The following is a 19,165-nucleotide window of genomic DNA, read 5'->3' as shown; positions in this document are numbered from 1 at the left end:
TGACGTGCGCGCCATGGGCCTCGATCAGGCCGCCTTCCTGGACCAGCCGGTTCCGCTCTACATCACCTACCTGACCGCCGCGCCCTCGCCGGGCGGCGTCGCCTTCTTCCGCGACGTCTACGGCAAGGACGCCGCGATGCCGGTGCCGGGGATCGGCCGATGAGCACGCAGGCGCTCGAGCGGCCCTCGCCCGCGCGTCCGCCGCCCTGGATGCAGGGCCCCCTGGCGGCGGCGCCCGGCGTGCGGCGGCTGACGCTGGATGGCCGCGAGGCGCTGTTCTGCGAGCGCCGCCAGCAACTGTTCGAACTGCCGCCAGGACTGGCGTCGCTGTTCGATGAGCTGGCGAGCGCGCGCAAGGAGGCCGACGCGGCCGCGGAGCAGGCGCGCGCCTGGGTCGAGGGCGGCTGGCTAGCGCCGCGCACGCTCTTCGAACGGCTTGCCGGGACGCGGGGCGAGGTGCTGCCGCTGCGGATCGGCGCTCTCCAGGCGCGGGTCGAGCTCCGCGCGGACCGCGGGGACTGCATCGGGCCGATGCTCCGCGAGGTGTTCGGTCAGTTCCGCGCCGCCGTCGGCGCGGACGCCGTCCGACTGGACGTGGTCGGCCTCGGCGGCGCCTGGTTCGTGCTGGGCGAGCAGGTCCCGATCCGCGTGCTCTCGGCGGCGCAGGTGACGCCCGAGATCAAGGCGATGCTCACCACGGAGCTCTGCCGCCGCACGGGCGGGGGCGGCCTGCTGCTGCACGCCGCGATGCTTGAGCGTGACGGGCGGGCCCTACTGCTGGCGGGCGGGCCCGGAGCCGGCAAGAGCACCCTGAGCGTCGCGCTCGCGACGAGCGGGTTCGGGTACCTGTCCGACGATGTCGTCGCCGTCACGCCGGAGGGCGACTTCTGCGGGCTCGCCTTCAGCCCAGCGCTGAAGCCGGGCGCATGGCCGCTGGTGGACTCCCGGATTCCGGCGATCCCGGCCCTCGCGATCCATCGACGGGCGGACGGGCGGGCGGTGCGCTACCTTCCCCTCGGCGCGATGGCGCGGGGCGCCGCCGCGGCGCCGGCGATGGCGGTGCTGCTCGACCGCTGCGAAGGCGCGGCCGCGGCGCTTCAGCCGCTCGATCCCTTGTCGGCCCTGACCGAGGTGCTGGCGTCCGCCTTCTCGGGCGAGCACCGGCTGCGCGGGGAAACCCTGGCGCTGATCGCCGAACGGTTCGCGGCCATGACCTGCGCGCGGCTGGTCTATTCCGACCTCGACGAGGCCGTGGCGCTGCTGCTCGCACACTTCGCGGCCTAGCGGCGCGCGCTGTTTCAGCGGCGAAATGGCTGGACCGGCCGGCGCGTGCGCGGAATGCTGTGAGCACGACTGCCTAGAAACCGAGGGGGAGACGATGCTTGCGAAGCTGCTGGGGGCGCTGGGCCTTGGCGCGGGCCTGCTGCTGGCCGGAACGGCCGCGGCGCAGGGCGGGACGGCGCTGCCCAAGAACGCCTACGCCGACCCTGCCGCCTGGCTCTGCCGGCCCGACAAGACCAGCGGCAACGCCTGCGCCGTCGACCTCACCACCACGGTCGTGAAGCCCGACGGGAGCGAGACGGTCGAGACCTACAAGGCCAATCCGAACGCCCCGATCGACTGCTTCTACGTCTATCCGACCGTGTCGAACGATCCGGGCGTGGTGTCCGACATGAACCCCGGGCCGGAGGAGCTGAACGTCATCAGGGCGCAGTTCGCGCGGTTCGGCGCGAAGTGCCGGCTCTATGCGCCGCTCTACCGGCAGTTCACGCTGACGGCGCTGCGCGCCGGGATCGGCGGCAAGCCGCTGCCAGGCTCGGGCGATCCGGCCATGCGGCGGGTGGGCTACGACGACGTGGTCGACGCCTGGAACTGGTACCTGACCCACGAGAACCACGGCCGCGGCGTGGTGCTGATCGGCCACTCGCAGGGTTCGGGCGTGCTGACCCGGCTGATCAAGAACGAGATCGACGGCAAGCCGGTGCAGGCCAGGCTGGTCTCGGCGATCCTGATGGGCACGCGCCTGCCGGTGGAGGCGGGCAAGGACACCGGCCTCTTCCAGCACATTCCGGTGTGCCGCAGCCCGAGCCAGACCGGCTGCGTGATCGCCTATTCCAGCTTCCGCGACACCGTCCCGCCGCCCGCCAACTCGCGGTTCGGCAAGGTGACCGAGGCGGGCGACATCGCCGCCTGCGCCAATCCGGCGAACCTGGCCGGCGGCCCGGGCGAGCTGCACGCATACCTGTCGAACGCGCCGGCGATCTCCGGCCAGTCGGCGCCCAGGACCGTGTGGGTGAAGGGCAAGGCCAACCCGACCACGCCGTTCATCTCCGCGCCCGGCCTCTTGACCTCGGACTGCGTGCAGAAGAACGGCTTCAGCTACATGCAGGTGCACGTGAACGCGGTCGCCGCCGACCCGCGCACCGACAGCATCGAGGGCGACGTGGTCGGGCCCGACGGCAAGGTCGCGGCCGACTGGGGCCTGCATCTGATCGACGCCAACCTGGCCATGGGCAACCTGGTGGACATCGTGGGCCGGGAAGGCCGGGCCTACCTCAACGCCGCCGACCAACGCATCGCGCCCAAGCCACGCAAGTAGGAGCCCCGGCCATGCCGAGCATCGCCGCCGTCGACGAGAAGACCGGACGCAAGTTCTACCTCGACGATCCGGACGACCTCAAAGCCGGCGAGGAGGTGACCTTCATCCTCAGCCTGCATGGCGGCGGCTCGGTGGGCGCATGGCAGCGGGCCTACTTCCCAACCGTCGACTGCAAGGAGCGGCATCGGCTGGTGATCGCCACGCCCTCGGCGGCGACCAAGGAGCCGTCGCGGCGCTGGGTGGGCGAAGCCGACGACCAGCATCTGCACAACATCGTGGACTTCGTGCTCGGCAAGTACGGCGACGCGGTCCGCTCGTTCTGGCTGGCGGGGCACAGCCAGGGCGGCATGACGTCGGCCCGTCTGCTCGCCGAGGACGCCTTCTTCAAGGCGCGGGCGGACGGCTGGCTGTCGCTCTCCGGCGGCCGCATAGGGCCGGCGGAGCGGGCGCCCGGCTTCGGCCCGCCGCCGCTGCCGGGCCGGCCGCCGATGACGCCGCCGGCGCGGCCGCCGGGAGGCCCGTGGCCGGACGCGGACCTCTCGTTCATCTTCGCGGTCGGCGAGCACGAGATCGCCTCGCTGCCGCAGACCTCGCCGTGGGCGGAGAGGTATGGCGCGGGCCCCCGCGAGCGGCGCCCCGACGTGGTCGACGACCAGCCGGGGCAGATCCACGACACGCTGCGCGACGGCCGCTCGAACCCCGGCTGGGGGCTGAGGCCGCGGCCTGGCGTGGCCGAGGTGTGGGTCTATCCGAACGCGCGCGGCGGGCGGCTGATCGCCGACGTGGTCCGCAAGGACAAGGGCCACACCGAGGGGCTGGAGCCGAACGTCACCGAGACCCTGGTGGCGATGATGGTCGCCGCCCCCGGCGGCAAGGTCCGCGCCCTGAGAGCCCGGGCGGCCTGACTCCGCGCCGGCGCGAGCGGCGGCTAGGCGGTTTCGCATAACACGGTTAGGCTTCGGGCTACCGCGGCCACGGCCGCAGCCGGCCCCGCTACGGCGGCGGCCAACCAGGGGGACACACCATGATCGCAACCCGACGCCTCGGCCTGATCGCAGCCGCCGCGCTCGCCGGCGGCTTGGCCGCATGCCAGAAGCCCGCGGCGGCCGTCGATCCGTCGAAGGAGACCGCCGCCATCCAGGCGCAGATCGACGCCTTCAACGCCGCCGCCAGGGCGCGCGACGCCGAGAAGATGACCGCCATGGACGCCCCGGACTTCAAGGGCTACGGCGGCGGCCCGGACGTCACCGGCCGCGACGAGGACCTGAAGGCCACCAAGGCTCAGGTCGCCGATCCGGCCTATGCGTTCGTCGTCAAGGCCGAGCACACCGACGTCGCGAAATCCGGCGACCTGGCGCTGCAGACCGGCACGTTCGACGCCAGCGGCACCAATCCGGCGACCAAGGCGGTCGAGCACGTCACCGGCCACTATGTGGCGGGCTGGAAGAAGGACGACCAGGGGACCTGGCGGCTCGCCGAGGTCAGCAGCGCGCCGGCGTCCGCCGCGCCCGCCGCCGCAGACAAGAAGTAGGAACCGGGCCGAGGGAGGGGCGCGTCCCCTCCCTCGCGTTCGCGGTCAATCCCCGGCCACCTTCCGTGCGGCCAAGAAGCCCAGGATCAGGAAGATCACGAAGCCGATCAGGAACAGGAAGAACAGGAACTTGGCGACCCCGGCCGCGGCGCCGGCGATGCCGCCGAAGCCAAGCCCGCCGGCGATCAGGGCGATCACCGCGAAGATCAGAGCCCACTTGAGCATTTCGCTTCCCTCAACATTTCAAGGCCCTGCGGGGACCTCCGGCGGCTAACGCCGACCCGGCGAAGCCTGTTCCGGCCATCACCGGTTCGTGCGGTGCGCGGAGAAGCCTTGTTTCGCGAAGCGCCCGTCCGATCTAAGACGGAACCGCAGATGGCCAAGAATCCCGAAAGCCCGTTGGAGCCGTTCAAGCGCGCGCTGGCGAACGCCGCCCGCTCGCTCGCCGAGACGCCCGACCTGGAGATCGTCTATTCCGGCGAGGGGCCGCAGCTGGCCGGCAACCGGGCGGTGCTGCCGCACCCGCCGCGCGACCTGACCCCCGCCGACGCCGCGCGCATCCGCGGCCTCGCCGACCAGATGGCGCTCAGGCTCGCCCACCACGATCCGGCGGCGCACGCCAAGGCGCGGCCGGGCTCGGCGCTGGGCGCGCCGATCTACGACTCCATCGAGCAGGCGCGCATCGAGGCGATCGGCGCCAATGCGCTGGGCGGGGTGCGCGACAACCTGAAGGCGGTGCTGGAGCAGGCCTGGGCCAAGCGCTCGTTCAACCAGATCGAGGCCCTGGCCAATCCGCCGCTCGCCGACGTCGTGGGCCTGATGGTGCGCGAGCGGCTGACCGGCGAGGCGCCGCCGCCGATGGCCCAACCGATGGTCAACCTGTTCCGCGACGAGGTGGAGGCCAAGGCGGGCGCGGACCTCGACAAGCTGGCGTCGAGCATCGCCGACCAGAGGGCCTACGCCCGCATCGCGCGGGCCATCATCCGCGACCTGAAGATGGGCGACGACCTCTCCGACGCGCCCGACCAGCCGGACCAGGACGAGGACGGCGAGGAGGGCGAGCCGGAATCCTCCGAACAGGACGAGGGCGAAGGCGAGGGCCGCTCGCCGCAGCAGACGGCGATGGACGAGAGCGAGGCCACCCACCGCGAGAGCGAGGACGCCGACAGCCAGATGATGGAGGCCGAGGAGAACCCCGACGCCGACGACACCGACGAGCCGCCGGACATGGGCGAAGGCGAACAGCCGGCGCGCCCCGAGTTCTCCGGCGAAGGCAAGGTCGTCACCTACAAGGTGTTCACCACCGCCCACGACGAGATCGTCGCCGCCGAGGAGCTGTGCGACGGCGAGGAGCTGGGGCGGCTGCGCGCCTATCTCGACCAGCAGCTCGCCAGCCTTTCGAACGTCGTCTCGCGGCTCGCCAACCGGCTGCAGCGCAAGCTGCTCGCCCAGCAGAACCGCAGCTGGAGCTTCGACCTCGAGGAAGGCATCCTGGACGCCGCGCGGCTGACCCGGGTGATCGTCGATCCGACCTCGCCGCTGTCGTTCAAGGAGGAGGCCGACACCGAGTTCCGCGACACGGTGGTGACCATCCTGATCGACAACTCCGGCTCGATGCGCGGGCGGCCGATCATGGTGGCGGCGGTCTGCGCCGACATCCTGGCGCGCACGCTCGAGCGCTGCGGGGTCAAGACCGAGATCCTCGGCTTCACGACCCGCGCGTGGAAGGGCGGCCAGGCGCGCGAAGACTGGCTGAAGGCCGGCAAGCCGCCGCAGCCCGGGCGGCTGAACGACCTGCGCCACATCATCTACAAGTCCGCCGACGCGCCCTGGCGGCGCGCGCGCAAGAACCTCGGGCTGATGATGCGCGAGGGCCTTCTCAAGGAGAACATCGACGGCGAGGCGCTGATGTGGGCGCACCAGCGGCTGCTGGGCCGCGCCGAGCAGCGGCGCATCCTGATGGTGATCTCAGACGGCGCGCCGGTGGACGATTCCACGCTCAGCGTTAACTCCGGCCACTACCTCGAGCGGCACCTGCGCGAGGTGATCGCCGAGATCGAGAGCCGCAGCCCCGTGCAGCTGATCGCCATCGGCATCGGCCACGACGTGACCCGCTACTATCGCCGGGCGGTGACCATCGTCGACGTCGAGCAGCTGGCCGGCGCCATCACCGACCAGCTCGCCGAGCTGTTCGAGGAGGAGCCCGGGCGGCTCACGCGCAAGGCGCAGGGCCTGCTGCAGCCGCCGCCCAACACGGAAGGCCCGAAGCCCACGCTGCGCCGCTCGACGTTCAAGGAAGTCCGCCGCGCGGTGGCGTGATCCGCAGGCCTTTAGAGATTCTGTGGTTGCACGCGGCGGCCCGCGGCTATTCGATCTTCCGTCAACGGAAAGACAGCGGAGGATGGCCATGCGGCAGGACATATCGGTCCCCACGGCGGAAGGCGACATGCGGGCCTTCGTGTTCACCCCGGCGCGGGGCAACGGACCCTGGCCGGCGGCGATCATCTTCATGGACGCCCCGGCGATCCGGCCTGCGCTGTTCGACATGGGCCAGCGGCTGGCCGACGCCGGCTACTACGTCCTGCTGCCCGACCTCTTCTGGCGCGCCGGGCCCTATCCGCCGCTGGACATCGCCAAGGCGCGGGCGGGCGATCCCGAGATGGGGGCGCTGTTCCAGAAGCTGCGCGGCTCGACCGACGCCGAGAAGCAGATGGCCGACACCCGGACCTGCCTGGACTTCCTGGCCAAGCAGCCGCAGGCCAAGGCCGACAAGGTGGGCGTCACCGGCTACTGCATGGGCGGCTCGATCGCCTTGCGCGCGGCCGGGACCTTCCCGGACCGGATCGTCGCGGCGGCCAGCTTCCACGGCGGCAACATGGCGACCGATTCCGCCTCCAGCCCGCACCTGCTGGCGCCCAAGATGAAGGCCAAGGTGCTGGTGGCCGGGGCCGACGAGGACGGCAGCTTCGACGAGGCCCAGAAGGAGCGGCTGGACGCGGCGCTCTCCGAGGCGGGCGTCGAGGCGCAGGTCTCGATCTGGAAGGGCTGCCGCCACGGCTGGGTGCCCGCCGACATGCCGGTGCACAACGCCGAGGGAGCCGAGCGCCACTGGCAGGAGCTGATCCGGCTCTTCGACGAGACGCTGAAGGAGAAGGTGGCGGCCTAAACATCCCCCCGTCCTTTGCGGGACAGGGGAGGAGCGCAACGAAAAAGGCCGCCCGGAGGCGGCCTTCTTCGGAATCCGAAGTATCGGGCTCAGGCCGCCGGCTGCTCGGCGAGCTTGGCCTTGACCTGGCGCTTGATGCGCCGCGCGCGGTGCGAGAGGTCGCGGTCGCTGGCCTTCAGCAGGAAGGCGTCGAGGCCGCCCCGAAAGTCGAGCGTGCGCAGCGCAGCGTTGGTGATGCGCAGCGTGAAGGACTGCCCGAGCGTCTCGGACTGCAGCGTCGTGGGCGACAGCGCCGGCAGGAAGCGCCGCTTCGTCTTGATGTTCGAGTGGCTCACGTTGTGGCCGACCATCGGGCCGACACCGGTGAGTTCGCAACGGCGCGACATGGCGAATGACCTTCGCGGGAATTGGAGTGCGGCGGGCCGGGCCCGCGGGAGCGGGCGATATAGAGGAAGCGCTCGCGGGCCGTCAAGGCGAGCGGCCTGCGGCGCAGCGCGCCGGACGCCACTGGACACCTGGCCGATTGTGTCCCTTCTTCCTTGAGATACAATATGTTGCGGTGAACAAAGGCCGAATCGGGCTGAGTCAGTGATTCGGTCATGCTTTGTTTTGGCCGCGTTCGCGCGCCTGCCGAGGAGGCCCGGTGAGCCCACGCGCCCTGCCCGCGCTTCTGGTCCTTGCAGCCATGGCCGCGCCCTCCCCGGCCCTGGCGCAGGACGTCGGGGTGAAGGCCCTGTTCAGCTATGTCGGCGACTGGGACGCGGTCGCCGCCGGCGGCCGCTCGAACTCGGCCACCTACGCGCACGCGCTGGCGGCGGGTTTCACCGGCCCGATCGGCGGGGGCTGGAGCTGGACGGCGCAGGGCGCCTGGACGGCGGGCGCGAACCTCTCGGCGCGGGCGATCGGCGACGTGCAGGGCGTGCAGGGGCCGTTCAACACCGGCGATGGCCTGTGGCTCTACGAGATGAAGGCGACCTACCGATCCGAGGCGCTGATGTTCCAGGCCGGACGGCTCTCGGCGGGCGACGCCCTGCCGGGGGTCGCCGGCATGAGCCAGTTCGTGAACTCCGCCTTCTCGTCCAACGGCGGGGCGATCACGCTCAACGATCCGGGCCGGGCGGCGACGCCTGCGGCCACCTGGGGCGCGTGGGGCAAGGCGCAGGCGGGACCCGTGGAGCTGCGCGGCGGGGCGTTTCTGTCGGATCCGCGGCGGATGACGCTGGACAAGCACGGGCTCGACTTGCGCTTCCGTCCCGCCGACGGGGTGCTGGGCTTCGGCGAGGCGGTGGCGCCGGTGGGCGCGGGCTTCCGCGCCGGGCTCGGCGGCTATGGCGACAGCGCGCGCTTCCAGACCTTCGACGGACGCACGGTGCGCGGCGATGCGGGCTGGTACCTGTGGCTCGAGCGGCCCGCGGCGGAGAAAGGCGAAAGCCTCAGCGGCTTCGCCATGCTGCAGGCGGCGCCGCGGCGCGACCGCAACCTCGAGCCGCTGTTCCTGATCGGCGGGGTCACCTGGCAGGGGTTCAACCCCGCGCGGCCGTCGGATTCCGTGTCGCTCGGCGCGACGACGGGCGAATTCAGCGGACGTAGCCCCCTGCGCGGCCACGAGAGCCTGATCGAGGCGAACTACCGCTGGGCGGTGAACGAACACCTCGGGCTGAGGCCCGACGTGCAGTGGGTGATCTCCCCGGGCGGCAAGGGCGGCGGCCGCGACGCCCTGGTGGTCGGCGTGCAGCTGGAGGCGGGGCTCTAGCGGACAGCCATTGCGCCGATCCGCAGACCGTATTACTGACTGACCGGTCAGTTACCTGGAGAGCCACATGCGCTCCGCCGGCGCCCCGAGGTTCCGCCGCCGCAAGGCCGACCGCCCGGGCGAGATCGTGGCCGCGGCGCTGGCGGCGTTCGCCGAGAAGGGCTTCGCGGCGGCCCGGCTGGAGGAGATCGCCGCGCGCGCGGGCGTCTCCAAAGGCGCGCTCTACCTCTACTTCGCAACCAAGCAGGACCTGTTCCGCGCCGTGGTCGAACAGGCGATCGCGCCCAACATGGAGGTGGTGCGGGCGATGATCGCGGCCCACCCCGGACCATTCTCCGAGCTGCTGCGGCTCGTGCCAGAGCGGATCGCGACGCTGCTCGAGACCCTGCCGGTGGGCGGGGTGCTCAAGATGGTGATCGGCGAGGCCGGCAACTTCCCGGAACTCGCCCGCGTCTGGCACGATCGGCTGGTGGCCCACGCGCTGGGGGCGCTCTGCGACGCCGTCGCGGCCGCCCAGGCGCGCGGCGAGGTCAAGGCGGGCGACCCGAGAACCTACGCCCTGCAGCTCGTCTCGCCGCTGCTGATCAGCGTGATCTGGCGCGAGACCTTCGAGCCGGTCGGCGCGGCGGCCTTCGATGTTCAGGCCGTGGCGCGCCAGCACATGCAGACCATGCTCTCCGGCATGCTGACCCAGGAGGCCCCGCCATGAAACGCCAACGCGTGCTGGTGGCGGGCCTGATGCTGGCGGGGCTCGTCATCGTGGCTATCCTCGTCCTGTTGCCGCGCCTTGGCCGCAGCGCGGCCCTGACCGGCTACGTGGAGGGCGAGCCGCTCTATCTCGCCGCGCCCATGTCAGGCACGGTCCGGACGATGGCGGTGGCGCGGGGCCAGGAGGTCAGGGCCGGCCAGCCGCTGTTCGTCGTGGATCCGCAGCAGCAGGCCGGCGCGGTCGAGCAGGCGCAGGCGGAGCTGGCGGCCGCCGAAGCCCAGGCCGCCGACGTCCGCAAGGGCCAGCGGCCGAGCGAGCTCGCGGCGCTCGACGCCAACATCGCGGCCGCACAGGGCAAGGCCCGCGACGCCGAGGCGACCTTGCGACGGACCACCGAGCTGGTGGCGGCGGGGGTCGCCTCGCGGCAGCAGCTGGACGACGCCCGGGCGGGCGCCCAGACGGCTGAGGCGAGCCTCGCAGCGGCGCGGCGGCAGAAGGAGACCGCCACCCTGGGCGCCCGCGCCGACGAAGTGCGCGCGGCCGATGCGCGGGTCGCGCAGGCCAAGGCCGGGGTGGCGGCCGCGATCGCCCGGCTCGGCGACCTCGCCCCCAAGGCGCCCGAGGCGGCGCAGGTCGAGGACGTTTTCTTCCAACAGGGCGAGTGGGCGCCGGCCAACCAGCCGATCCTGTCCCTGCTCCCGGATTCGCGGATCTACCTGAAGTTCTTCGTGCCCGAGAAGAGCCTCGCGGCCTACCGGGTCGGCCAGATCGTGCGCTTCTCCTGCGACGGCTGCGCGTCGGGCCTGACGGCGAAGATCAGCTACATCAGCCCCCGGCCCGAGTTCACCCCGCCGGTGATCTACAGCCAGGAGAGCCGCGAGCGGCTGGTGTTCCTGGTCCGCGCCCTGCCCTCGGCGCGGCTCAATCCGGGCCAGCCGGTGGACGTGGAGCCCCGGCGGTGAGTCTCGCCATCGACGTGCGCGGCCTGAACAAGAGCTTCGGCGACAAGCACGTGGTGCAGGACGTGGCCATCCAGGTGGCGGAAGGGCGCATCTGCGGCTTCCTCGGTCCCAACGGCTCGGGGAAGACGACGACGCTGCGCATGCTCTGCGGCCTGCTCACGCCCGACAGCGGGCAAGGGACCTGCCTGGGCTTCGACATCCTGACCGAAGCCGACGAGATCAAGCGGCGGACCGGCTACATGACCCAGCGGTTCTCGCTCTACGAGGATCTGACCATCGCCGAGAACCTGGAGTTCGTGGCGCGGGTCTATGGCCTCGACCGCCGGCGCGAGCGGGTCGACGCCTCGCTCGAGCACCTGGGACTGGCGAGCCGCCGAGACCAGCTAGCGGGCACGCTCTCGGGCGGCTGGAAGCAGCGGCTGGCGCTGGCCTCGGCCACCCTGCACGAGCCGCGCCTGCTGCTCCTGGACGAACCTACGGCCGGCGTCGACCCCAAGGCCCGGCGGACCTTCTGGGACGAGATCCACCAACTCTCCGGCCACGGCCTGACGGTGCTGGTCTCCACCCACTACATGGACGAGGCGGAGCGCTGCCACGAGATCGCCTACATCAGCTATGGCCGGCTGATCGCCCGCGGCACGGCGCAGGAGGTGGTGGAGAGCGCCCACATCTTCACCTTCACCGGCGAGGGGCCGGACATCGACCGGCTGGCGCACGAGCTTGCCGGCAAGCCCGGCGTCGAGAGCGTCGCCCCGTTCGGCGCGGCGCTGCACGTGAGCGGCGCCGACAAGGCCGCCCTGGCGGCCGCCATCAAGCCCTGGCGGCGCGAGCCGTGGCGCTGGGAGGAGGTCCCGCCCTCGCTGGAGGACGTCTTCATCCACCTGATGGGCCAGGCGCAGGACAACGTCCAATGAGGGGTTTTTCGCCGGACCGGATCTGGGCCGTCGTGGTCAAGGAGTTCCGGCAGCTGACGCGCGACCGGATGACCTTCGCGATCATGCTGGGGATCCCGATCCTGCAGCTCACCCTGCTGGGCTATGCGATCAACTTCCTGCCGCGCAACCTGCCCACCGCCGTCCTGGCCCAGGAGGACAGCCGCTTCGCCCGCTCGATCGTCTCGGCGCTCAGGAACTCCGGCTACTTCGAGTTCACGCGCGAGGTGCACACCCCGGCGGAGCTCGACGCGCTGGTGCGGCGGGGCGAGGCGCAGTTCGCGGTGGTCATCCCCGGCGACTTCACCCGCCGGGTGGCGCGCGGCGACAAGGCCCAGATCCTGGTGGAGGCCGACGCCTCCGATCCCACGGCCACCGCCGCGGCCGTGGCCGCGCTGGCCGGCCTGCCGCAGCAGGCGCTGGCCGGGGAGCTGAAGGGCGGGCTCGCCGCCCGCGCCGCCGCCACACCGCCCTTCGAAGTGGTGATCCACAACCGGTTCAATCCGGAAGCGGTGACCGCCTTCAACATCGTGCCGGGCCTGTTGGGCGTGATCCTATCGCTCACCCTGGTGATGATGACGGCGCTCTCGGTCACTCGCGAAACCGAGCGCGGCACCATGGAGAGCCTGCTCGCCACCCCACTGGAGCCGATCGAGGTGATGGTGGGAAAGCTCGCGCCCTACGTGCTGGTGGGCATCGTGCAGACCGTGGTCATCCTGATCACCGCGCGGCTGCTCTTCCATGTGCCGATGCAGGGCGGCTGGCCGGGACTCAGCCTTGGCCTCGCCCTGTTCATCGTGGGCTCGCTGGCCCTGGGATTCCTGATCTCGACTGTGGCCCGATCGCAGCTGCAAGCCATGCAGATGAGCTTCTTCTACCTCCTGCCATCGATCCTGCTGTCGGGTTTCGCCTTCCCGTTCCGCGGCATGCCCGGCTGGGCCCAGCTGATCGGCGAGGCGATCCCGGTGACCCACTTCCTGCGGCTGGTGCGCGGAGCCCTGCTCAAGGGTCAGACGCTGGCCGACCAGTGGCGGGAGCTCCTGGCGCTGACCGCCTTCATGCTGATCGTCACCGCCCTGGCCATGGCGCGCTACCGGCGCACCCTGGACTGACCTCCTCTCGCACTGCGGGAGAAGAGGCTATGAAGGCCGCATGTACGGCATCCTCTGCGCCACGCCCGAGGAGCTGGCCGCGCTCCGCGACCGGCTGGAGCTCGATCGCCGGCCCGAGAGGCATGGGCCCACGCGCATCTGGCGCGGCCGGCACGACGGCGAGGAGCTGGCGCTGGCTCAGGCCGGCATCGGCAAGGTGAACGCCGCGGCGGCGGCGACGCTGCTCCTCGGCCTGTTCGAGGCCGAGGCGCTGATCTGCTCGGGCGTGGCGGGCGGCCTTTCACCCGACCTGCCGGTGGGCTCGGTGCTGCTGGCCGACCGGCTGGCGATCCACGACTTCGGCCTGGTGGCGGGACGGACTTTCACGCCGACGGCTTCGGGCGAAATCCCGATCGGCGCGCCGGAGCTGACCGAGCTGTTCCCGGTGTCGCCGGCGGTGGCCCGCGCGCTCGACGAGCTGCAAGCCGCGGTGAAGGACCGGCTGGGCCATCCGATCCGGCGAGGCGGGATCGTGACGGCCGACTACTTCCTGAACTGCGCGGAGACCCGCGACGAGCTGCGCGCCCGCTTCGGCGCCGACGCCATCGACATGGAGTCCGGCGCCATCCACCAGGTGGCCGAAGCCTGGGGGCGGCCGCTCTACGTGATCCGCACGCTCTCCGATCTGGCCGGCGCGGAGAGCCACGTGACCTATTACCAGATGGCGCTCATGGCGGCGCAAAACTCGGCGCTCTGCGTCGCCGAGCTGCTGGCCATCCTGAAGCGCGCGGATGCTTGAAATTGATCGTTGCGGGAACGCGCGGCCGCCTCGCGCTCTCGCTTGCCCGACTCTCCGGACGCCCCCATTTTCAGGCCATGAGCGACCGCCCGACGGGGGCCGCGCCCGCCCGGCTCGTGGCGGCGCTGGGGCCCACCAACACCGGCAAGACCCACCTGGCGGTCGAGCGGATGCTGGGCCACGCGAGCGGGATGATCGGCCTGCCGCTGCGCCTCCTCGCCCGCGAGATCTACGACCGCGTGGCGAAGGCCAGGGGGCCGCGCGCCGTGGCGCTGATCACCGGCGAGGAGAAGATCATCCCGCCCAGGCCGCAGTACTTCGTCTGCACCGTGGAAGCCATGCCGCTGTCGCGCGAGGTGGAGTTCCTGGCCGTCGACGAGATCCAGCTCGCCGCCGACGCCGAGCGGGGCCACGTCTTCACCCACCGGCTGCTGCACGCGCGCGGCACGGCGGAGACCATGCTGCTGGGCGCCGGGACGATGGCGCCGCTCGTGCGTCGGCTGCTGCCGCACGCCGAGATCGCCACCCGCGAGCGGTTCTCACGACTGACCTATTCGGGATCGAAGAAGCTGACCCGGCTGCCGCGGCGTAGCGCGGTCGTCGCCTTCTCGGCGGAGCAGGTCTACGCCATCGCCGAGCTGATCCGCCGGCAGCGCGGCGGCGCCGCCGTGGTGATGGGCTCTCTGTCGCCGCGCACCCGCAACGCGCAGGTCGAGCTCTACCAGTCCGGCGAGGTGGACTTTTTGGTGGCGACCGACGCGATCGGCATGGGCCTCAACATGGACGTCGACCATGTGGCGTTCGCGGGGCTCGCCAAGTTCGACGGCCGCCGATCACGCCCCCTGAGCCCCCAGGAGATCGGCCAGATCGCCGGCCGCGCCGGCCGCTTCCAGCGCGACGGCACGTTCGGGGTCACCGGCGAGGCCGAGGACATGGACCCCGACCTCGTGCTGGCGGTGGAGGAACACCGGTTCCAGCCGGTGGCGGCGGCCGAGTGGCGCAACTCGCGGCTCGACTTCGCCTCGCTGGCCGGCCTGATGCGTTCGCTGGCCGAGCCGGCGGGGCGCGAGGGCCTGAGGCTCGCGGCCGAGGCGCTGGACGAGACCACCCTGAAGCGGCTCGCCGAAGATCCCGAGGTGGCCGCGCGGGCCCGTGACCGGGCGGGCCTGATCAAGCTGTGGGACGTCTGCCAGACGCCGGACTTCCGCAAGGTCGCCGCCGAGGACCACATCCGCCTCGCCAAGGACTTCTTCCTGCACCTGACCGGCGGGAGCCACAGGATCCCCGAGGACTGGATCGCCAAGCAGCACGGCTCGCTCGACCGCACCGACGGCGATATCGACGCGCTGGCGGCGCGGCTCGCCTATGTCCGGACGCTGGCCTATGTCGCCAACCGCCCCGACTGGCTGGCCGATCCGGCGGGCTGGCAGGGGCGCATGCGGCAGCTGGAGGACCGGCTCTCCGACACCCTGCACGAGAAGCTGATGGCGCGCTTCGTCGACCGGCGGACCAGCGCGCTGATGCGCGGCCTTCGGGTGCGCGAGGACCTGCTGGCCGGGGTCGCGGCGGATGGCAGCGTCACCGTCGAGGGCCACTATGTCGGCAAGCTCGCCGGCGTGCGCTTCGAAGGCGTGCAGGGCGCGACGGTGCTGGAGGACAAGGCGCTGCGGGCGGCCGCCCGCCAGGCGCTGGGTCCGGAGATCGCGCGGCGCCTCGGCAGGCTCGCCGCAGCGGCGGACGAGGCCTTTTCGCTGGCCGCCGACGGGACGCTGCTCTGGCGCGGCGAGACGGCGGGCGCGATCACCGGCGGATCCGCGGCCGCTCCGCGGGTGCGGCTGATCGGCGACCTCGGCCATGAGGCGGCGCGCGAGCGGGCCGCCCGGCGGCTGGAGGCCTTCGTGGCCGGCGAGGCCGCGCGGCGGCTCGCGCCGTTGCGCAAGCTGGAGGCGGCGGTGGCGGAGGGCCGGATCAAGGGATTGGCGCGCGGCCTCGCCTACCGGCTGATCGAGAGCGGCGGGGTGCTCGACCGAGCCCTGGTGAGACCCGAGGTGAAGGCGCTGAGCCAGGTCGAGCGGCGGGCGCTCAGGGCGCTGGGCGTGCGGATCGGCGCGTTCTCGCTGCACCTGCCCGGGCTCCTGAAGCCGCAGGCCCGGGCGCTCGCCCAGGCCCTCGCCGCGCGCGAGGCCCCCGACTGGCGCCCGCCCGCGGACCGGCCGAGCCCATCGCCGGCCGGCGCGAGCGCCCGCGCCCTCTCGGCGCACGGGCTTATGGCGGTGGGCGGGCTCGCCGTCCCCGTGCTGCAGCTGGAGCGGCTGGACGAGCTGCTTCGCGCCGCGCCGAAGGCAGGGGGCGGAATGGTGCTCTCCGAACAGGCGCGCGAGGAGCTGGGCTGGAGCGAGGCGGAGACGCGGACGATCCTGCGCGGGCTGGGATTTGCGCCGACGGGGCGGCCCCGGCCCGGCGAGCCGCCGGCCTGGCGCCGCCGCAGCGAGCCGAAGCCGGCCAAGGCCGCAAGGCCCGCGCCGCATTCCCCCTTCGCTGCGCTCGCCGCCCTGCAGGCCAACCCCGTCCCGGACCGCCCGCCCCGGCGGCGGCGGCGCCGGCCCAAGGCCGCGCGGGCATGACCGGGGCGGCGGCCCGTCTCGACGTGTGGCTATGGCGCGCGAGGTTCTTCAAGACCCGCTCGATGGCCGCCCGCTTCGTCGAAGAGGGCCGGGTCAGGCTGACCCACGCCGGCCAGGAGAGCCGCGTCGAGAAATCCTCGCGGCCCGTGAAGGTCGGCGATCACCTGGTGTTCGCGGTCGGCGGCCGGCTGATCGCCGTCACCGTCGAGGCGCTGGGCGAGCGGCGGGGACCCCCGGTCGAGGCGCGCGGCCTCTATTCCGCCTTGCAGAAATCCTAGAAAGCCCCGGCCGGGCCAACGCATTGACATTCGCAGCGGCGGCCCTGAAAACCCGCCCGCCAACGGGCGCGAGCCGGAGTACTTCGCACGCAATGACCTACATCGTGATGGATCCCTGCATCAAATGTAAGTTCATGGACTGCGTGGAAGTGTGCCCGGTCGACTGCTTCTACGAAGGCGAGAACTTCCTGGCGATCAATCCGGACGAATGCATCGACTGCGGCGTCTGCGAGCCGGAATGCCCCGTCGACGCCATCAAGCCGGACACCGAGGACGATCCCGACGGCAAGTGGCTGCGGATCAACACGGAGTATTCGAAGGTCTGGCCCAACATAACGGTCAAGGGCGAGCCGCCGCCTGACGCGGAGGAGTTCGAGCGCGAGACCGGCAAGTACGAGAAATACTTCTCCGAAAAGCCCGGCCGCGGGTCCTGACGGCCCGGCTCCGAGCGCGGCCGTTCGACCAAGCCTTTCATTCGGCTTAATTTTGTGCTATCAGTCCGCCGACGTGGCGATTGGCCGACGGCCCCGCCCGTCTTCCACAATAGCGCCGTCCAGGCGCCTGGGCCTGGACGCGGCGAAGGGTGTCTTTAGAGGTTTGCATCCCGCCCAATCGATGGTCCCGCCCGCGCCGCTTCGCGGAGCGTGCGGCTTCATCCTTGGCGGATGCGCGCGCGAGCGGACCTCGCGAAGGTGGCGGACTTAGATTGAGAGGTTTCGGATGAGCAAGAACGGTCACGATTTCTCGGTGGGCGATCACGTCGTCTACCCGGCCCACGGCGTGGGCCAGGTGCAGGGGATCGAAACCCAGGAAGTCGCCGGTCTGAAACTCGAGGTCTATGTCATCACCTTCGACCACGAGAAGATGACGCTCAGGGTCCCGACCGCGAAGGCCCGCACGGCGGGCCTGCGGCCGCTGGCCGAAGGCAATGTGGTCTCCAAGGCGCTGTCGACGCTCAAGGGCCGCGCGCGGGTGAAGCGCACCATGTGGTCCAGGCGCGCCCAGGAGTACGAGGCCAAGATCAACTCCGGCGACCTGATCTCGATCGCCGAGGTGGTGCGCGACCTGCACCGCGCCGAGAACCAGCCGGAGCAGTCCTACTCGGAGCGCCAGCTCTACGAGCAGGCCGTCGACCGCATGGCCCGCGAAGTCGCCGCCATCGAGCGGATCGACCGCGAGGCGGCGATCAGCCTGCTCAACAAGTCGCTGGTGAAAACCGCGGCCGCCGCGGCCGCCTGATCGGCATCCCGACTGGGGACCGGAGATCACCGAGAGCGAGGCCAACGACCTCATGAGGGAGTTGGCCCGGCTTCCGGTGGTACCCATCCGTTGAGCGCGCTCGGGGTCGAATCTGGCCGCATCTTCGGCGGTGGCCTGCCGAAGCCATGTGTGACTACCTGACGGGAACTGGCCGCCTTCAGGCGCAATGCCGACGCGCCATTCTTTGATCGTTTCACCGGTACGGCCGTTCACGAAGGCGATCCGGGTCACTGGGCGCCGACGTAGCAGATTGCTTCCGTGATCTCGCTCGGCTCGTCGACCGTCGCCTCAACATAGAGGTCACGGCAGCCCGTGAGGCGACCCTCAGGGGTCTTCGTGACCGTGCTTGAAGCTTCATGTGGACGATCAGCCCTTCATCCACTGCCGGAGCTCGTCACCAGGTCCGCTGGGTGGCCGTCGCGCTCAAGGTCCATCTTGGACTTGCGCCAACTACGGCTTCCGACGCGACCTATTCGGCGAGGATTCTGCTGCCCCCCCGACTTCACCGCTTGATAGGCAGCACCCCCGCTCTCGCCTGCAGAGGGACGGCCGCCTGATCCTGGCGGCCGGCCCGCGCCGCTTCCAGGATCGTGACGATCGAGTAGTTGCCTTCGTGGCAGGCGTATTCGTAGAGCGGGCCCTTGGCGGCGGTGAACAGCATCTCGCCGCGCCAGGTCTGGGTGAACATCTTCGGGTCCGTCACGGAGAAGGCGTAGATCATCTCGCCCGGGCCGGTTCGGGTGAACCGCTCTGTCACCTTGGCCTGCGACGACAGGAAGAAGCTGTTCTCCCGCTGCTCGATCTCGGGCAGGAAGTTGTCGGTCTCCACCACGAGCGTCTCGCCTTCCCAACGGCCAACAGAGTCGCCCATCCAACTCGGCGGACCTTTCGTCATGACGGCGCCGGAAGTCAGGCGCACGATCCGCGCGTCGTGGTTCTTCTCGGCGAGGATCACGACCGCGTCCCTGGTCTGCACAATTTGGAAGAGACTGGCGTCGGGCGAGGAGGTGATCGGCGCCGAGCCGGTCGTGTTCAGGCACCGCTCCATCTGCGGCCGCTGCTCGGGACCATCGTAGTGCTCGGGCCTCGGGTGTTCGTCGAGGTGCAGCCGCTTCCGGGCCTCGGGAGTGTAGGGTAGCTTTCCGTCAGGCGGATCTACGATCCAGGAGGAGCGGATTTCGCCATGGATCCGCGCCAGTCCCGCGCCGGACTCCGGGAACTCGGAATCGGCCTGCCCCACCTCGTCGCCGACCAGTAGAACTCCATGGTGCGCCGCCCGTGCGGCTTCGAAGGCCCGCGCCTCCGCCGGACCGACAACGAGCGACTTGAACTCCTTTGGCCGCTCCAAGTGGGTGTACGAGGCATTGGTCCAGACCCCTTCGAGGTCCGGCGCCCCATAGGGGGTCCGCTGCATGCGCCACGACGCGCCCAGGGCAGGAAAAGGCGCCATTGCGACCCCTG

General features: G+C 71.3%; 18 protein-coding genes and 1 pseudogene. 16 read left to right on the top strand and 3 right to left on the bottom strand.

All coding sequences use genetic code 11. From position 1 onward, the window contains the following. Positions 1 to 159: 159 nt before the first annotated feature. The 4 genes from Q0W60_RS15185 (at position 160) to Q0W60_RS15170 (ending at position 4,130) form a co-directional block, all read left to right on the top strand. On the top strand, positions 160 to 1,284 hold the full coding sequence (locus Q0W60_RS15185; RefSeq protein WP_297696922.1) for a hypothetical protein: 1,125 nt from the start codon (positions 160 to 162) through the stop codon (positions 1,282 to 1,284). Between the two features lie 94 nt (positions 1,285 to 1,378). After that, positions 1,379 to 2,599: a DUF3089 domain-containing protein gene (locus Q0W60_RS15180; RefSeq protein WP_297696921.1), complete on the top strand. Its 1,221-nt coding sequence runs from the start codon at positions 1,379 to 1,381 to the stop codon at positions 2,597 to 2,599. Positions 2,600 to 2,610: 11 nt separating this feature from the next. After that, complete coding sequence (locus tag Q0W60_RS15175; RefSeq protein WP_297696920.1) at positions 2,611 to 3,504, top strand: hypothetical protein; 894 nt, start codon at positions 2,611 to 2,613, stop codon at positions 3,502 to 3,504. Positions 3,505 to 3,623: 119 nt separating this feature from the next. Continuing rightward, positions 3,624 to 4,130: a DUF4440 domain-containing protein gene (locus tag Q0W60_RS15170; protein WP_297696919.1), complete on the top strand. Its 507-nt coding sequence runs from the start codon at positions 3,624 to 3,626 to the stop codon at positions 4,128 to 4,130. Between the two features lie 45 nt (positions 4,131 to 4,175). Here the strand turns inward: Q0W60_RS15170 and Q0W60_RS15165 are convergent, their stop codons facing one another. Beyond that, entirely contained in the window at positions 4,176 to 4,355 is a 180-nt protein-coding gene (locus tag Q0W60_RS15165) for a DUF1328 family protein (RefSeq protein WP_297696918.1), read from the bottom strand. A 150-nt stretch (positions 4,356 to 4,505) separates the two neighbouring features. Here Q0W60_RS15165 and cobT point away from each other — a divergent pair, with 150 nt between their 5' ends. Together cobT and Q0W60_RS15155 are read left to right on the top strand one after the other, a co-directional pair. Then, a complete protein-coding gene (gene cobT, locus Q0W60_RS15160) occupies positions 4,506 to 6,449 on the top strand; it encodes a cobaltochelatase subunit CobT (protein ID WP_297696917.1) in 1,944 nt (647 codons plus the stop codon). Between the two features lie 88 nt (positions 6,450 to 6,537). After that, the gene (locus Q0W60_RS15155; RefSeq protein WP_297696916.1) at positions 6,538 to 7,296 is read left to right on the top strand and encodes a dienelactone hydrolase family protein; all 759 of its coding nucleotides are present in this window, start codon (positions 6,538 to 6,540) and stop codon (positions 7,294 to 7,296) included. 89 nt (positions 7,297 to 7,385) lie between these two features. Here the strand turns inward: Q0W60_RS15155 and rpmB are convergent, their stop codons facing one another. Then, positions 7,386 to 7,682, bottom strand: coding sequence for a 50S ribosomal protein L28 (rpmB, locus tag Q0W60_RS15150; RefSeq protein WP_297696915.1), 297 nt, complete (start codon positions 7,680 to 7,682; stop codon positions 7,386 to 7,388). A gap of 257 nt (positions 7,683 to 7,939) precedes the next feature. Here rpmB and Q0W60_RS15145 point away from each other — a divergent pair, with 257 nt between their 5' ends. From Q0W60_RS15145 to Q0W60_RS15100, 10 genes are all read left to right on the top strand, one after another. Beyond that, entirely contained in the window at positions 7,940 to 9,049 is a 1,110-nt protein-coding gene (locus Q0W60_RS15145; RefSeq protein ID WP_297696914.1) for a carbohydrate porin, read from the top strand. Between the two features lie 67 nt (positions 9,050 to 9,116). Then, positions 9,117 to 9,758, top strand: a complete 642-nt coding sequence (locus tag Q0W60_RS15140; protein WP_297696913.1) for a TetR/AcrR family transcriptional regulator — start codon at positions 9,117 to 9,119, stop codon at positions 9,756 to 9,758. Next, entirely contained in the window at positions 9,755 to 10,720 is a 966-nt protein-coding gene (locus Q0W60_RS15135) for an HlyD family efflux transporter periplasmic adaptor subunit (protein ID WP_297696912.1), read from the top strand. The genes Q0W60_RS15140 and Q0W60_RS15135 overlap by 4 nt, the downstream gene beginning before the upstream one ends. Next, positions 10,717 to 11,634 (top strand): ABC transporter ATP-binding protein, encoded by a 918-nt coding sequence (locus tag Q0W60_RS15130; RefSeq protein ID WP_297696911.1) that lies wholly within the window; start codon positions 10,717 to 10,719, stop codon positions 11,632 to 11,634. The genes Q0W60_RS15135 and Q0W60_RS15130 overlap by 4 nt, the downstream gene beginning before the upstream one ends. Continuing rightward, positions 11,631 to 12,764, top strand: a complete 1,134-nt coding sequence (locus Q0W60_RS15125) for an ABC transporter permease (RefSeq protein ID WP_297696910.1) — start codon at positions 11,631 to 11,633, stop codon at positions 12,762 to 12,764. Before Q0W60_RS15130 ends, Q0W60_RS15125 begins: the two co-directional genes overlap by 4 nt. Before the next feature lie 40 nt (positions 12,765 to 12,804). Beyond that, entirely contained in the window at positions 12,805 to 13,542 is a 738-nt protein-coding gene (mtnN, locus tag Q0W60_RS15120) for a 5'-methylthioadenosine/S-adenosylhomocysteine nucleosidase (RefSeq protein ID WP_297696909.1), read from the top strand. Positions 13,543 to 13,619: 77 nt separating this feature from the next. Continuing rightward, positions 13,620 to 16,166, top strand: coding sequence for a helicase-related protein (locus tag Q0W60_RS15115; RefSeq protein WP_297696908.1), 2,547 nt, complete (start codon positions 13,620 to 13,622; stop codon positions 16,164 to 16,166). Beyond that, positions 16,163 to 16,444 carry an RNA-binding S4 domain-containing protein gene (locus tag Q0W60_RS15110; protein WP_297696907.1) on the top strand — a complete coding sequence of 94 codons (282 nt, stop codon included), beginning with the start codon at positions 16,163 to 16,165 and terminating at the stop codon, positions 16,442 to 16,444. Before Q0W60_RS15115 ends, Q0W60_RS15110 begins: the two co-directional genes overlap by 4 nt. 92 nt (positions 16,445 to 16,536) lie before the next feature. Then, on the top strand, positions 16,537 to 16,878 hold the full coding sequence (fdxA, locus tag Q0W60_RS15105; RefSeq protein ID WP_297696906.1) for a ferredoxin FdxA: 342 nt from the start codon (positions 16,537 to 16,539) through the stop codon (positions 16,876 to 16,878). A 286-nt stretch (positions 16,879 to 17,164) separates the two neighbouring features. After that, a complete protein-coding gene (locus Q0W60_RS15100; protein ID WP_297696905.1) occupies positions 17,165 to 17,683 on the top strand; it encodes a CarD family transcriptional regulator in 519 nt (172 codons plus the stop codon). A gap of 523 nt (positions 17,684 to 18,206) precedes the next feature. Here Q0W60_RS15100 and Q0W60_RS15095 read toward each other — a convergent pair. Then, positions 18,207 to 19,165: pseudogene (locus Q0W60_RS15095) on the bottom strand (hypothetical protein); the annotation flags it as partial.

This window comes from Phenylobacterium sp. (assembly GCF_025934275.1).
Lineage (GTDB): Bacteria > Pseudomonadota > Alphaproteobacteria > Caulobacterales > Caulobacteraceae > Phenylobacterium.
This window is presented reverse-complemented; position numbering and strand designations above follow the sequence as displayed.